Source organism: Xanthomonas sp. NCPPB 1325, from assembly GCF_041477645.2.
In the GTDB taxonomy this organism is placed as follows: Bacteria; Pseudomonadota; Gammaproteobacteria; order Xanthomonadales; family Xanthomonadaceae; genus Xanthomonas; species Xanthomonas cannabis.
Map to the genome: position 1 here is coordinate 1,778,003 of NZ_CM192985.1, position 14,294 is coordinate 1,792,296.

The 14,294-nt window shown below is 66.7% G+C and carries 11 protein-coding genes and 1 tRNA gene; 6 read left to right on the forward strand and 6 right to left on the reverse strand.

The window, feature by feature from the left end:
• Positions 1-184 precede the first annotated feature (184 nt).
• Complete coding sequence (gene bfr / locus ACCQ10_RS07430; protein ID WP_068835680.1) at positions 185-670, forward strand: bacterioferritin; 486 nt, start codon at positions 185-187, stop codon at positions 668-670.
• A gap of 87 nt (positions 671-757) precedes the next feature.
• Here bfr and ACCQ10_RS07435 read toward each other — a convergent pair whose 3' ends face one another.
• The 3 genes from ACCQ10_RS07435 to ACCQ10_RS07445 form a co-directional block, all read right to left on the reverse strand.
• The gene (locus ACCQ10_RS07435) at positions 758-1,414 is read right to left on the reverse strand and encodes a thiopurine S-methyltransferase (protein ID WP_372362655.1); all 657 of its coding nucleotides are present in this window, start codon (positions 1,412-1,414) and stop codon (positions 758-760) included.
• A 163-nt stretch (positions 1,415-1,577) separates the two neighbouring features.
• Positions 1,578-3,821, reverse strand: a complete 2,244-nt coding sequence (parC, locus tag ACCQ10_RS07440) for a DNA topoisomerase IV subunit A (RefSeq protein ID WP_372362656.1) — start codon at positions 3,819-3,821, stop codon at positions 1,578-1,580.
• Between the two features lie 60 nt (positions 3,822-3,881).
• A complete protein-coding gene (locus ACCQ10_RS07445; RefSeq protein WP_372362657.1) occupies positions 3,882-4,733 on the reverse strand; it encodes an AraC family transcriptional regulator in 852 nt (283 codons plus the stop codon).
• A gap of 122 nt (positions 4,734-4,855) precedes the next feature.
• Between ACCQ10_RS07445 and ACCQ10_RS07450 the strand changes: the two genes are divergently transcribed.
• Genes ACCQ10_RS07450 through ACCQ10_RS07470 form a run of 5 tightly spaced genes read left to right on the forward strand, consistent with a single transcriptional unit; the run spans position 4,856 to position 9,810 of the window.
• On the forward strand, positions 4,856-5,296 hold the full coding sequence (locus ACCQ10_RS07450) for a MarR family winged helix-turn-helix transcriptional regulator (RefSeq protein ID WP_372362658.1): 441 nt from the start codon (positions 4,856-4,858) through the stop codon (positions 5,294-5,296).
• Complete coding sequence (locus tag ACCQ10_RS07455) at positions 5,293-6,801, forward strand: AdeC/AdeK/OprM family multidrug efflux complex outer membrane factor (RefSeq protein ID WP_372362659.1); 1,509 nt, start codon at positions 5,293-5,295, stop codon at positions 6,799-6,801. Before ACCQ10_RS07450 ends, ACCQ10_RS07455 begins: the two co-directional genes overlap by 4 nt.
• A 10-nt stretch (positions 6,802-6,811) precedes the next feature.
• Positions 6,812-8,005, forward strand: a complete 1,194-nt coding sequence (locus tag ACCQ10_RS07460; RefSeq protein ID WP_372362660.1) for an HlyD family secretion protein — start codon at positions 6,812-6,814, stop codon at positions 8,003-8,005.
• Positions 8,006-8,011: 6 nt separating this feature from the next.
• Complete coding sequence (locus tag ACCQ10_RS07465; protein ID WP_047693582.1) at positions 8,012-9,592, forward strand: DHA2 family efflux MFS transporter permease subunit; 1,581 nt, start codon at positions 8,012-8,014, stop codon at positions 9,590-9,592.
• Between the two features lie 26 nt (positions 9,593-9,618).
• A complete protein-coding gene (locus ACCQ10_RS07470) occupies positions 9,619-9,810 on the forward strand; it encodes a hypothetical protein (protein ID WP_372362661.1) in 192 nt (63 codons plus the stop codon).
• Between the two features lie 4 nt (positions 9,811-9,814).
• Here the strand turns inward: ACCQ10_RS07470 and ACCQ10_RS07475 are convergent.
• The 3 genes from ACCQ10_RS07475 to ACCQ10_RS07485 all read right to left on the reverse strand — a co-directional run bounded on the left by ACCQ10_RS07475 (position 9,815) and on the right by ACCQ10_RS07485 (position 14,181).
• Positions 9,815-9,901, reverse strand: a tRNA-Leu gene (locus ACCQ10_RS07475).
• Between the two features lie 140 nt (positions 9,902-10,041).
• Entirely contained in the window at positions 10,042-12,231 is a 2,190-nt protein-coding gene (locus ACCQ10_RS07480; protein ID WP_372363077.1) for a beta-glucosidase family protein, read from the reverse strand.
• Between the two features lie 180 nt (positions 12,232-12,411).
• A complete protein-coding gene (locus ACCQ10_RS07485; protein ID WP_372362662.1) occupies positions 12,412-14,181 on the reverse strand; it encodes a M14 family metallopeptidase in 1,770 nt (589 codons plus the stop codon).
• Positions 14,182-14,294: the final 113 nt, after the last annotated feature.

Here is a 14,294-nt window from a genome sequence, read left to right on the forward strand (position 1 = left end):
CGCTCCGCAGGCCGGCCGCACCCGCATCGCGGCATGCAGCGTCGATCTGGTCGCCACTGTCGAGTGTGCCTGCGGCGCATGACCGCGATGGGTCTGGCCGCAAGCGCAACTGAAAGTGATTCCGATTAGATCATTGCCCGCCGGCTTAGGGCACCATGCGCGCATTGCGTCACTGGAGCACAGCATGAAAGGCCATCCCGAAGTCGTCGAATACCTCAAACAGCTGCTACGCGGCGAACTGGCGGCACGCGACCAGTATTTCCTGCACTCGCGTCGCTACGAGGATCAGGGCCTGATGGCGCTGTACGAGCGCATCAACCATGAAATGGAAGAGGAGACCGAGCACGCCGATGCGTTGCTGCGGCGCATCCTGTTCCTGGAAGGCGACCCGGACATGCGACCGGCCGAGTTTGCGCCGGGCAAGACGGTGGTGGAAATGCTCGAGCGCGATCTGGTCGTCGAATACGAGGTGCGCGCAGCATTGGCTGCCGGCATGAAGCTGTGCGAAGCGCACGGCGACTATGTCAGCCGCGACGTGCTGCTCAAGCAGCTGCAGGACACCGAAGAAGACCATGCCTGGTGGCTGGAGCAGCAGCTCGGCCTGATCAAGCGGATCGGCCTGGAGTTGTACCAGACCTCGAAGATCGACAAGGGCCCTGTGGCCGGTTGATCGCCGCGGTTGCAGGAACGCGCGGTGCAAGGCCGCGCGCAGCAGCCAACGTGTGTTGCGGCCAGGCGCGTGCCTGGCCGGCCGCCATCAGCCGCGTTGCAGGCGATAGACGGCGGTGGACAGCGCGGTGACGCCATCAGTGCGAAAGCGCGGCTCATGATCGAGGATGTCGCGCCGTTCCAGCACTTCCACCTGCCAGTTGGTGTCCAGCAACGCGTGTACCTGCGCGGCGTCCACCGAAAACGGCGGGCCGGCTTTCTCGGCTTGCGGATACTCCAGCGTGATCAGCAGGCCGCGGCAGTCTGCCGGCAGGCGCGCGTACGTCGTATCCAGATAGCGTTGACGCAGGTCCTCCGGTAATGCGACCAGCGCTGCGCGGTCGTAAACCGCCCCGCAGTCGGCGAGCAGGCTCGCCTCCAGGGCAAATGCATCGCCGCAAATGATCTCGATGGGACCGGCGACGAAATGCTCGCCGGCAGCGCTGATGCGACGCTGCGGTTGCAGGCCGGCTTCGTCGAAAAACTGCATCACTGCCAGTGGCGACAACTCCACGCCCAGCACCCGATGGCCTTGTGCGGCCAGCCAGTGCATGTCCATCGTCTTGCCGCATAGCGGCACCAGCACGCGGGTGTCGGTGGGCACCTGCAGCGCGGGCCAGTGCTTGCGCAGCAAGGGCATGACCTCCTGCTGGTGGAAGCCGATCTGTCCGTGCTGCCAGCGTTGCAACCAGAAATCTGTGTCCATGGAAACGTCGTGTCCTTGCGCGGCATGCGCAGCGCGCGCCGCGCCAGCGCGCGCCGCTCGATTGATATGTCGATTTCAGCGTTGGCACTACAGCTGATGCAGCTCGATCAGCCAACGCAGCGGTGCTGATCGCACCGCCGCGCGCGCATATGGCGAAGCCGCGTTACTGCACTTCCAACCCATCCACCTTCTGCCACCCACGCGGCAACAACGACCCACGGCTCGCGCGCGCACCCACATACGTGTCCAGATCCTTGAACGACAGGCTCATGGTGCGGGCGCCGCTGCGCACCAGCAGGGTATTGCCCGGAGCGACCGCCACCACCGCCACCACACGCTCGGTGCCGAGCTTGGCCTTGGGGATCTCGATGATCTTGTTGCCCTTGCCCTTGTCCAGCTCGGGCACCTCGGTCGCCGGCACCGCCAGCAGGTTGCCGGCGCTGGTCACCGCGACAATCCGGTCGGTCTGCGGGTTGCTCACCTGCGCCGGCGTCAGCACGTGCGAGCCGGCGGTGAGGTTGAGCATCGCCTTGCCGGCCTTGTTGCGGCCGGTGAGGTTTTCGAAGCGGGTGACGAAACCGTAGCCGTGCGAGGACGCCAGCACGAAGCGGGTGGCGTTGTCGGCACTGGCCATGACCTGGAACGCGGCGCCGGAGGCCGGCGAAAAGCGCCCGGTCAGCGGTTCGCCATTGCCACGCGCGGAGGGCAGGGTGTGCACGGCGGTGGAATAGGCGCGGCCATCGGAATCCAGGAACGCCACCTGGTGGGTGCTGCGGCTGCGCACCGCCGCCCGCAGGCCATCGCCTTCGCGATACGACATGCCGGCCGGATCGACCTCGTGGCCCTTGGCGGCACGCACCCAGCCCTTTTCCGACAGCACCACGGTCATCGGTTCGCTGGCGACCATCTCGGTTTCGTCGATGGCCTGCGCGGCGCCACGCTGCACCAGCGGCGAACGGCGCGCATCGCCGAACTTCTTGGCGTCGGCAGTGAGTTCGTCCTTGATCAGCTTTTTGAGCTTGGGCTTGCTGTCCAGGATGGCCATGATCTGCGCGCGTTCCTTGGTGAGGGCTTCCTGCTCACCGCGGATCTTCATTTCTTCCAGGCGCGCCAGCTGGCGCAGCTTGGTTTCCAGGATGTATTCGGCCTGTTCCTCGCTCAGCGCGAAGCGCGCGATCAGCACCGGCTTGGGTTCGTCCTCGCTGCGGACGATGCGGATCACTTCGTCCAGGTTGAGGAAGGCGATCAACAGGCCTTCCAACAGGTGCAGACGGCGCTCGACCTTTTGAAGGCGATGGTTGAGGCGGCGGGTGACCGTGTCGCTGCGGAAGGTCAGCCATTCGCTCAGCAGGTGCTTGAGGTTCTTGACCTGCGGACGGCCATCCAGGCCGATCACGTTGAGGTTGACGCGGTAGCTGCGTTCCAGATCGGTGGTGACGAACAGGTGGCCCATCAGCTGTTCGGCATCCACGCGATTGGAGCGCGGCACCAGCACCACCCGCACCGGGCTGGTGTGGTCGGATTCGTCGCGGATGTCCTCCAGCCATGGCAGCTTCTTGGCGCGCATCTGCTGGGCGATCTGTTCGATCACCTTGGACGGCGACACCTGGTACGGCAGCGCGTCGATGACGATGTTGGCGTGTTCTTTCTTGTAGGTGGCACGCGCACGCACGCTGCCGTGGCCGGTCTCGTAGATGTTCCGCAGGTCCGCAGCCGGGGTGATGATCTCGGCGGTGGTCGGGTAGTCCGGGCCCAGCACGTGCTCGCACAAGTCGGCGACCGTGGCATCGGGGTCGTCGAGCAGGCGCAGCAGCGCGCTCACGATCTCGTTGAGGTTGTGCGGCGGCACATCGGTGGCCATGCCGACGGCGATGCCGGTGGTGCCATTGAGCAGCAGGTGCGGCAGGCGGGCCGGCAGCCAGGTGGGTTCTTCCAGGGTGCCGTCGAAGTTGGCTGCCCAATCGGTGGTGCCCTGGCTGATTTCGCCTAGCAACACTTCGGCGATCGGGGTCAGCTTGGATTCGGTATAGCGCATCGCCGCGAACGACTTGGGGTCGTCGGTCGAGCCGAAGTTGCCCTGGCCTTCGATCAGCGGGTAACGGTACGAGAACGGCTGGGCCATCAGCACCAGTGCCTCGTAGCAGGCGCTGTCGCCATGCGGGTGGTATTTACCGATCACGTCGCCCACGGTGCGCGCGGATTTCTTCGGCTTGGCGGCGGCATTCAGGCCCAGCTCGCTCATGGCGAAGATGATGCGCCGCTGCACCGGCTTCAGGCCATCGCCCAGGAAGGGCAGGGCGCGGTCGAGCACCACGTACATCGAATAGTCGAGATAGGCGCGTTCGGCATACTCGCGCAGCGGCAGCTGTTCGAAGCCGTGGAAGGTGGGGCGGGTCAGATCGGTCATGTAAAGCCAGGTCCTGCGAAAGAGGAACCCGCACCAGGGTGCGGACTCGAAGAGCGCCGATTATCCGGATGCGGCGGGGGATGCCAAGCCGCGTGCATGGCCGGCGGCCAGATAACGGGTGGGCGGGGCACCGAAATGGCGGTGGAACACGCTGACGAAGGCACTGGGGCTGCTATAGCCCAGCTGGTCGGCCACCTGCGCCACCGGGCTGCCCTGGCTGAGCCGGCGCAGGCCTTCGGCCAGCCGCGCCTGCTGCCGCCATTGCGCAAAACTCAGCCCGGTCTCGGCACGGAAATGCCGGCTCAGGCTGCGCGGCGATAGCCCGCCCCAGTCGGCCCAGGCTTCGAGCGGGCGCGGGTCGGCCGGGGTGTCGAGCAGCTGGCGGGCGATGCGCAGCAGCCGGCGGTCGGCCGGCATGGGCAGGTGCAGGTGGTCGATCTGCACCTGGCACAGTTCGTCCAGCAGCACTGCGGCCAGCCGTTGCTGAGCAGCGTCCAGCGGCTGATCCAGCGGCCAGCTGGCGGCCCGCATGATTGCTTCGCGTGCCAGCCCGGTCAGGCGGATCACGCCGCCCTGCGCGGGCAGGGCATGGCAGGCATCGGGCCGTACCACCACGCCCCAGCCGCGCATCGGCCCGGCCAGCTCCACGGTGTGCTGCCGGCCGGGCGGCATCCAGCCGGCGCAGCCGGGTGGCAGCGACAGCGTGCCCTGTTCGGTGTGCACGGTGAGCACCCCCTGTTCGACAAACATCAGCTGGCCGCGCACGTGGGAATGCCAGGCGGTTTCCGGTGCCCACACCGCACGCAGGTCGGCCAGGAACGCGATCAGCACCGGCCCGTGTGCCCACTCGAAACTGGCCCGGATGCCGGGTGGCAGGGCATCGACCGTGGTTGGCGGGTTTTCGATAGTCATTGGCGCAATTGTATTACCGGGCCAGCAATCGCGGCGCGTATCGTGGCGATCCTTGCGCGCGGTTTAATACCGCATAAGATATTTGCGTTGACAAATATATTTTTCGGAACAAAATGTCTGGCATGGATCTACCTCCCACCGCCTCGCCGTCGTTCGGCCTGCTGTTGCGCCAGGTGCGCGACGCGCTGATGCGCCAACTCGACGCCGAGATGAAAGGCGAGCTGCCCGACTTCGGCTTCAGCCACTACGTGGGGCTGAAGGTCCTGGCAGTGCGTTCGCCCTGCACGGCCAACGAGCTGGCGCTGGCACTGGACCAGACCCCGAGCGCGGTCACCCGCCTGCTCGACAAGCTCGAGGCGCTTGGCGCGGTGCGGCGCGAGCCGCATGCGCAGGACCGCCGCGCGCTGCAGATCGTCATGACCGACCAAGGCCTGGCGCTATGGGAGCGGCTGCGCGCGCGTGGCGAGCGTGCCATCGAGCACGGCCTGCGCGACCTGTCGGCGTCCGAGCGCGAGCAACTCACCTCTCTTCTCATCCGTGTCCGCGATGCACTCAACTCATGAACGCTGCTAGTTCCCTTCTCCAGACGCCGCGCTCGACGCGCCTGGCGCGGCCGCTCGTCCTCACCGCGCTGAGCCTGGCGCTGGCTGCATGTGCCAGCAGCCGTGGCCTGGCCCCGCAAGGCACCGTGCTGCAGCCCGGCGACGTGCATGCCGAGCGCACTCTGACGCAGGCCGGGCTGAGTTCCGCCGCATGGCCGGCCAGCGACTGGTGGCGCGCGCTCGGCGATGCGCAGCTGGACGCGCTGATTGCCGAAGGCCTGCAGCACAGCCCCAGCCTTGCTGCAGCTGATGCGCGGCTGCGGCAGGCGCAGGCGCGCATCGGTTCGGCCCAGGCCGACCGTGGCCCCAGCCTGTCGGTGTCCGGCGGCTATACCGGGTTGCAGTTGCCCGAATCGATGGTCGGCGAGGAACTGGGCGGCAGTTACGGCGGCAGCGCGCAGGTGGTGCTGGATTTCCGTTATGGCGTGGATCTGTGGGGCGGCAAGCGCAGTGCCTGGGAAGCGGCGGTGGATCAGGCACATGCGGCCGAGGTGGATGCACAGGCCGCGCGCCTGAACCTGTCCGCAGCGATCGCCGAAGGCTACGCGCAGCTTGCCTATGCCTGGAGCCTGCACGACGTGGCCAACGATGAGCTGGGCCGCGCGCAGAAGACCCTGGAGCTGACCCGGCAACGCCGCAGCGCCGGGATCGATAGCGAGCTGCAGGTGCGCCAGGCGCAGGCGCGCGTGCCGGCCGCGCAGCAGCAGGTGCAGGCCGCGCAGCAGCAGATCGACGAAGCCCGCACTGCGCTGGCCGCGTTGGTCGGGCAGGGCCCGGATCGCGGGCTGGACATCGCACGGCCTGCCATCGCCGCATCGATCGCCATGCAGCTGCCGAGCAACCTGCCGGCCGATCTGCTGGGCCGTCGCCCCGACGTAGTGGCCGCGCGCTGGCGCGTGGAGGCCGCCGACAAGGACATCGCGGTGGCCAAGACGCGCTTCTATCCCAGCCTCAACCTCACTGCGCTGGGTGGGGTGGTCAACCCGGATATCGGCAAGCTGCTGGAAAGCGGCTCGGTGTTCGGATTGGTGGCGCCGGCATTGAGCCTGCCGATCTTCGACGGCGGCAAGCTGCGCGCCAATCTGGCGGGCAGCGATGCGCAGTACGACCTGGCCGTGGCCGATTACAACCAGAAGGTGATTGCCGCGCTGCGCGAAGTGGCCGACCAGGTCAACGCGGTGCGCTCGCTGCAGCAGCGCGTGCAGGCGCAGGACGAGGCCGTGCAGACGGTCAACGCCGCGTTCGGGCTGGCGCAGCAGCGTTACCGCGCCGGCATCGGCAGCTATCTGGAAGTGCTCAGCGTGCAGGAGCAGTTGCTCGTCGCACGCCAGCGCATGGCCGGGCTGCAGTCGCAACAACTCCTTGCCTCGGTGAGGTTGCAGCGTGCGCTGGGCGGCGGATTCACGCCGGAGCCCGCACGCGACACCGCACGCACCGCGACCACCTCCGCACAACCGAATTCCTGAGACAGCGACGATGAGCCAGAGCACTCCAACTTCTTCCCAACCCGCGCCGGCTGCGCCCAGCAAGCGCCGTGCGGCGCTGCGCATCGTGGCCATTCTGGTGATCCTGGCGATCATCGGTCTGGTGGCGTGGTACTTCCTGGTCGGCCGTTGGCACGAAGACACCGACGACGCCTACGTGCAGGGCAACCAGGTGCAGATCACCCCGATGGTAGGCGGCACCGTGGTCAGCATCGGCGCCGAAGACGGCATGCGCGTGGAGCGCGGCCAGTTGCTGGTGCAGCTGGACCCGGCCGACACCGCGGTGGCGCTGCAGCAGGCCGAAGCCAACCTGGCCAAGACCGTGCGCCAGGTGCGCGGTCTGTACCGCAGCGTGGAAGGTGCGCAGGCCGAAGTGTCTGCGCGCGAAGTGACGCTGCGCAGCGCCCGTGCCGACTTTGCGCGACGCAGGAATCTGGCCGCCAGCGGTGCCATTTCCAATGAAGAACTGGCGCATGCCCGCGAAGAACTGGCGGCTGCCGAGGCCGCGGTGAGCGGCTCGCGCGAGAGCTTCGAGCGTAATCGCGCGCTGGTGGACGACAGCGACCTGGCCAGCCAGCCGGACGTGCAGACCGCCGCCGCGCAGGTGCGCCAGGCCTATCTCAATCACGCACGTACCGGCGTGGTGGCACCGGTGTCCGGTTATGTCGCGCGGCGTTCGGCGCAGGTTGGCCAGCGCGTGCAGCCCGGCAGCGTGCTGATGGCGGTGGTGCCGCTGGAGCAGGTGTGGGTGGAAGCCAACTTCAAGGAAACCCAGCTCAAGCACATGCGCCTGGGCCAGGAAGTGGAGCTGCACTCGGATCTGTACGGCGGTGGCGTGGATTACACCGGCCGCATCGAGAGCCTGGGCCTGGGCACCGGCAGCGCGTTCTCGCTGTTGCCGGCGCAGAACGCCAGCGGCAACTGGATCAAGATCGTGCAGCGCGTGCCCGTGCGCATTGCGGTGGACAGCAAGCAGCTGGCGGGCAATCCATTGCGCATCGGCCTGTCGATGAAGGTCGAGGTCAATCTGCACGACCAGCAGGGCAGCGTGCTGCCGACCAAGCCTGCGACCGGTGCGGTCTTCTCCACCGACGTGTATGCCCAGCAGTTGCAGGCCGCCGACGCCGACATCCATCGCATCATCCAGGACAACCTGCCGTCGCAGGCTGCCACCAAGGCGGGCTGAGCCACCATGTCTTCGCAAGCTCCCACCGCGCCCGGCGGCCCGGCGGCGCCGGCGCCCGCCGCCGGCTTTCGCCCGGCCAGCGTGGCGCTGTGCACCGTGGGCCTGGCCATGGCCTCGTTCATGCAGGTGCTGGACACCACCATCGCCAACGTCTCGCTGCCGACCATCGCCGGCAATCTCGGCGCCAGTTCGCAGCAGGCCACCTGGGTCATCACCTCGTTCGCGGTCAGCACCGCGATCGCCTTGCCGCTGACCGGCTGGCTGAGCCGTCGGTTTGGCGAGACCAAATTGTTCGTGTGGTCCACGCTGGCCTTCACCATCGCCTCGCTGCTGTGCGGCCTGGCGCAGAGCATGGGCATGCTGGTGGTGTCGCGTGCGCTGCAGGGCTTCGTGGCCGGGCCGATGTACCCGATCACCCAGAGCCTGCTGGTGTCGATCTACCCACGCGAAAAACGCGGGCAGGCGCTCGCCTTGCTGGCGATGATCACCGTGGTGGCGCCGATCGCCGGGCCGATCCTCGGCGGCTGGATCACCGACAACTACAGCTGGGAATGGATCTTCCTGATCAACGTGCCGCTGGGCATCATCGCCAGCAGTATCGTGGGCTCGCAGTTGCGCAATCGCCCCGAGCAACTCGAAAAGCCGCGCATGGACTACATCGGCCTGATCCTGCTGGTGGTCGGCGTGGGCGCGCTGCAGCTGGTGTTGGATCTGGGCAATGACGAAGACTGGTTCTCGTCCGACAAGATCGTGGTGCTGGCCTGCGTCGCTGCGGTGGCGCTGGTGGTGTTCGTGATCTGGGAACTCACCGACAAGGACCCCATCGTCGACCTCAAGCTGTTCCGGCATCGCAACTTCCGCGCCGGCACGCTGGCCATGGTGGTGGCGTATGCGGCGTTCTTCAGCGTCAGCCTGCTGATCCCGCAATGGCTGCAACGCGACATGGGCTACACCGCGATCTGGGCCGGCCTGGCCACCGCGCCGATCGGCATCCTGCCGGTATTGATGACGCCGTTCGTGGGCAAGTATGCGTTGCGTTTCGACTTGCGCATGCTGGCGACCATCGCCTTTGTCTTCATGTCGTTCACCAGCTTCTTTCGCTCCAACTTCAACCTGCAGGTGGACTTCGGCCACGTCGCGACCATTCAGCTGGTGATGGGCGTGGGCGTCGCGTTGTTCTTCATGCCGGTGTTGCAGATCCTGTTGTCGGATCTGGATGGGCGCGAGATTGCTGCGGGCTCCGGCCTGGCGACCTTTTTGCGGACGCTGGGCGGCAGCTTTGCCGCATCGTTGACCACCTATCTGTGGGCACGCCGCACCCAGGTGCACCACGCGCACATCACCGAACACATCTCGGTCTACACGCCGGGCATGCAGGAGCAGGTCACCGCAATGGGGCAGGGCGACCTGCAACGCGGCGCGGCCTCGCTCAACAACATGATCAACCACCAGGCCTCGCAGATGGGCTTCAACGACATCTTCTACCTGCTTGGCTGGACCTTCCTGGCGATCATCTTCTTCCTGTGGCTGGCAAAGCCGCCGTTCGGTGCGGGTGCCGGTGGCGCGGCGGCGGCTGGTGGGCATTGAGCGCTGAGCGCGGCAGCTGGTTGAGCATGAAAAACCCCGCTGAAATGCGGGGTTTTTCTTCGTTCGGGATTTGGCCGGATTGGCAGATTGCCGCGGCGCCGAGCAGTTCGATGCGATGCATGGCCCTGACGCAGGCCTTGGCAAATGCAGACCTCGCAACACTGATGCCCAAACGCAAAAAACCCCGCCGAAGCGAGGTTTTTTACGATCTACCTTGAGTCGTGGTGCCCAGGAGAGGACTCGAACCTCCACGAAGTTGCCCCCGCTAGCACCTGAAGCTAGTGCGTCTACCAATTCCGCCACCTGGGCGACTCAGGGGGCGAATTGTGCAAGTTGCGCGCGTGGCTGTCAACGCATCTTTTGCAAAATTTTAGCGTCGCTTGCGATGCGCGTGACCAGGGCGGCGGCGGGGCGGCGGATGCGCGCAGCACGCGTCCGCCGCGTGCCGCTCACGGCAACTGGGTGGCCTCCAGGGCGACCTCCACGCTCTGCACCGGTTCGCTCGCCGAGCGCGCCAGTTGCACGCGGTAGGTGCCCGCCGCAATCGTCCAGTGACGTGCCTTGGCATCGAAGTCGGCCAAGGTCTTCGGCTCGGCCACCACCTGCAAGCTGCGCTTTTCGCCTGGCTTGAGCGTGAGCTTCTGCCAGCCGATCAGGCGCAGCGGGGTGGCGTGGCCGTCGGGGAGGGTGACGTAGAGCTGCGGCACCGCGGCACCTTCGCGCGGGCCGATGTTTTCCACCTCGAAGCTGGCGGTGAGGTGGCTGCCGTTGGCGTCCACGCGCAGCCCGCCCATGCGGAACTGGGTGTACGACAGGCCGTGGCCGAACGGGTAGCGCGGGGTGAGATTGCGTGCGGCGAACCACTTGTAGCCGACATTGGCGCCTTCGATGGCGTAGTCGATGCTGTCTTCGCCCGGCTTGGCCGGCTTGAAGCCCAGGCCCGGGATCGAGGGGCGCGGCAGCTGCGACTCGTCCACCGGCCAGGTCACCGGCAGGTGGCCGGACGGGTTCACCGCACCGGTCAGCAGGTTGGCGATCGCCTCGCCGCCACCGATGCCCGGGTACCACGCCTGCAGCACCGCCGGCACGCGCTCGGCCCACGGCATGCGCACCGGTCCGTTGGTTTCCAGCACCACGGTGGTCTTGGGGTTGGCCTTGGCCACCGCTTCGATCAAGGCGTCCTGGTTTTCAGGCAGGCGCATGTCCGGCAGATCCACCGATTCGGCGGCCCACTGGGTGGCGAACACGATCGCCACATCGGCGGTCTTCGCCGCACGTGCGGCCGCCGCACGGTCCTTGCCGTCCACGTAATCGATCTGCGCATTCGGCAACGCGGCGCGCAGCGCCTGCAACGGCGAAGACGGGTGGATGATCACCGGGCCGGGCCACGTGGTCGGCGTGATGCCCGGTACCGCGTTGCCGCCGTTGATGGTGTAGTCCACGCGCGAGGAGCCGCCGCCGGACATCACGCCCTTGTCGGCGTAGCCGCCGATCACGGCAATGCGGCGCACGTCCCTGGACAGCGGCAAGGTGGCCTGCTCGTTACGCAGCAACACGCTGCCTTCCTCGGCCACATGCTGCGCAGCCAAGAGGCCGGCCTTGCCGTCGATCGGCTGGCGCTGGGTCGGGTGATCGAACGCGCCATGCGCGAACAGGCTGCGCAACACGCGCTTGACCATGTCGTCGAAACGCGCGCGCGGCACCACGCCGGCCGACACCGCCATGCGCAACGGCGCATCGAAGAACACCGCCGCGTCGAACACTTCGCCGGCCGATTGCTGATCCAGCCCGGCCAACGCCGCCTTGGAGCCGCTGTGCACGCCGCCCCAGTCGGACATCACGTAACCGGGGTATTTCCATTCCTGCTTGAGCACCTGGTTGAGCAGGTAATCGTGCTCGCAGCCATAGGTGCCGTTGATCTTGTTGTACGAACACATCACCGAGGCCGGGTCGCCGACCTTCAATGCGATCTCGAATGCCAACAGATCCGATTCGTGCATCGCCTGCTCGCCGATGTCGGCGCTGTGGAAGTTGCGCCGCGTCTCCATGTCGTTGAGCGCGTAGTGCTTCATCGTCGACAACACATGTTCGCTCTGCACGCCGCGGATCGACTCGCCGACCATGGTGCCGGCCAGCAACGGATCTTCGCCGGCATATTCGAAATTGCGCCCGTTACGCGGGTCGCGCTGCAGATTGACGCTGCCGGCCAGCAACACGTTGAAGCCCTGCTGCCAGGATTCGCGGCCCATGGTCTTGCCGCCGGCGTACGCCAACTGCGGGTTCCAGCTCGATGCAGTGGACGGGCCCGATGGCATCGCGGTGGCGAAGTCGCCCTTGCGGATACCCCCCGGGTTGGTCACGCCCACGCCTGCATCGGCGAGCTGCTGCGCGGGGATGCCCAGGCGCGGAACGCCAGGCACGTAACCGGCCGAGCCCAGCGCACCTTCAGGCTTGGGGATCTTGTCGGTGCCCAGGCCGAAATAGCTGCGCAGCATCTGGAATTTTTCGTCGTCGGTCATCTGCGCCAGCAGGCGGTCGGCACGCTGGTCCGCCGTCAATGCGGTGTCCATCCACGGCTGCGACGACGGCGCGCCTTGTGCGACAACCAGCGGTGCAGCCAGGGCGATGCCCAGGCCCATGACTACCGCCAGGACCAGGGGGCGCGGGCGGTTCTGGAGGTGTGTAAACGTTTTCATGTCGAGAGGTGGCACGGGGTGTCCTTGTAGTGCTGGGTCGTAACGAACTTGTGGGCACCGAAGTGCCCGAATCGGGTGGACGCGGCTATGCCGCGCTGCCGCCTGCCGGAGTCGGCGTGGCGGTTAGAAGCCGGTCTGCGCGGTGCGCAGGACCGGGTAAAGCTGATAGCGCTCATCCCACGAAGAATGGCGCTTGGCGAAGAATTCCAGCCGTGCCTGCGGGTCCTTGGCAAAGTCCGGGTCGCTGGCGATGCGCTGTTCGAATTGCGCCTTCAATGCGGCATCGTTGGCGAGCATGTCGCGCGCCACCTCTTCGGCGACGTAGGCTTCCATGTATTCCTTGCGCTCGAACGCGGTGTTGAAAAAGCCCCACTGCAGCAGCGAGTCCGGCGCCTGCGGTTCCAGCATCGCCATCACCAGGCGTGCCTTGGGTTGGGCGATCGGCACGAACAGCGAGCCAGCCGGCACATCGCGGCTTTCATCGCGCCATTGCCCAACGAGGTCGAGCGTCTGGTGACCCTCATTCGAGCGCGCGGCAAAACTGGCCTTGTCGGCGCGGAAGGTTTGCACCTGGCGCGTGGCCGCACTGCCGATGGTCTGGAAATCGATGCCATGCAGGCGCAATTTTTCGCCCACCAGGGCCGCTTGCGCGGCCGGCACCAGATAGCCGCCGCGCGGCGCATCCACCACCACATCAGGCTTGATCTGGTCGCGCAGCGGCACTTTCCAGATGTGCGGTGTGCGCTCGTCGTAGTGCGTCATCAACGCGCCGGAAATTGGCGACGGCGTGCGTGTGTATGCATAGCCGCGAAACGCGACCGTACGCGCCTGCGGGCCGGCGGCAAAGCTCAACGGCTCGGATGTGCCAGCCAGCTGCATGGCGCGTTGATCGGCGGCCAGTGCATCGGCGCGCCACTGCGTGCCATTGCGTGCAGTCTGCTGCAGCACCGACACGATGGCATTGCGGGTAACCCGCACGCGTGTGGGGTAGTCCTTCCACGAATGCGTTTCCACCAGCATGCCGAAGCGGTTGCGCAGCAGGAAATACCCGTGCGAGAAGCGCGGCGGCGAGACATCGTCGGCAAAACCGGAGGCAGGGTCGTCCTCGTGTACGAAGGACGGGTAGTAGGGCAGCGGCAGCGAGCCCTGTTTTTTCAGATCCGCCAGTACCGCGTCGCGCCAGCGCGTGCCGTCGCGCTGCAAGGTCGCATCGCCGGCATGCACCGGCTCCACCTGCACCGACACGTCGTGCTCGAACTTGGCGCCATCGGTGACGTGCAGGTCCACATACATCAGCGGGTCCCACTGCTGCACCAGGCGCAGCATGGCCTGCATCTCGGGTGCGTCGGCCTTGACGTAATCGCGGTTGAGGTTGAGGTTCTGCGCGGTGGTGCGCCAGCCCATCTGTTCGGGGCCGCGTTGATTGGGCCGGTTCCAGGCGCCAAAGCGCTCATGACCATCGACGTTGAACACCGGCACGAATACCCACACCAGTTTGTCGAGCACGCCTTTGCCGGCCTTGCCGTCGAGCAATTCGCGCAATGCCAGGAAGCCCGCGTCCTTGCCATCGATCTCGCCGGCGTGGATACCGCCCTGGATCAACACCACCGGCAGCTTGCGCTGTGCGGCCGACTGCGCGTCGAGCGCGCCACTGGTGGAGACGACCAAGGCCTTCATCGGCCGGCCTTCCGGCGTGGTGCCGAACTCCTCGCAGCGCACCGCCTGCGGGTAGCGCTGCGCGAAGGCATCGCACAGCGCGATGACTTCGTCATAGCGGCCGGTCTGCACGAACCCGCTGCGCTCGGCCTGCGTGGTCAGTGGTGTGGCGGCAAGCGCGGCAGGGGGGGAAGTCAGCAGCAACAGGCTCAGGGCCAGGCGGGTGAAGCGGGGCATCCAGCAGTCCAGTGTTCCAGGAAAACGTTTGCAATGTAGCCGAGCCGAGCGGGCAGGCCAATCTGCACTGCGGCATGGGCAGCGGCCAGCAGCGAGCGCGAGCGCCCGGTCGG

Coding starts and splice junctions, on each gene's coding strand:
- ACCQ10_RS07480 (WP_372363077.1), bottom strand. CDS start 12,231: ATGGGCCTGGGCATCGCCCTGGCTGCACCGCTGGTTGTCGCACAAGGC.
- ACCQ10_RS07445 (WP_372362657.1), bottom strand. CDS start 4,733: ATGACTATCGAAAACCCGCCAACCACGGTCGATGCCCTGCCACCCGGC.
- bfr (WP_068835680.1), top strand. CDS start 185: ATGAAAGGCCATCCCGAAGTCGTCGAATACCTCAAACAGCTGCTACGC.
- ACCQ10_RS07460 (WP_372362660.1), top strand. CDS start 6,812: ATGAGCCAGAGCACTCCAACTTCTTCCCAACCCGCGCCGGCTGCGCCC.
- ACCQ10_RS07450 (WP_372362658.1), top strand. CDS start 4,856: ATGGATCTACCTCCCACCGCCTCGCCGTCGTTCGGCCTGCTGTTGCGC.
- ACCQ10_RS07485 (WP_372362662.1), bottom strand. CDS start 14,181: ATGCCCCGCTTCACCCGCCTGGCCCTGAGCCTGTTGCTGCTGACTTCC.
- ACCQ10_RS07465 (WP_047693582.1), top strand. CDS start 8,012: ATGTCTTCGCAAGCTCCCACCGCGCCCGGCGGCCCGGCGGCGCCGGCG.
- ACCQ10_RS07455 (WP_372362659.1), top strand. CDS start 5,293: ATGAACGCTGCTAGTTCCCTTCTCCAGACGCCGCGCTCGACGCGCCTG.
- ACCQ10_RS07470 (WP_372362661.1), top strand. CDS start 9,619: ATGAAAAACCCCGCTGAAATGCGGGGTTTTTCTTCGTTCGGGATTTGG.
- ACCQ10_RS07435 (WP_372362655.1), bottom strand. CDS start 1,414: ATGGACACAGATTTCTGGTTGCAACGCTGGCAGCACGGACAGATCGGC.
- parC (WP_372362656.1), bottom strand. CDS start 3,821: ATGACCGATCTGACCCGCCCCACCTTCCACGGCTTCGAACAGCTGCCG.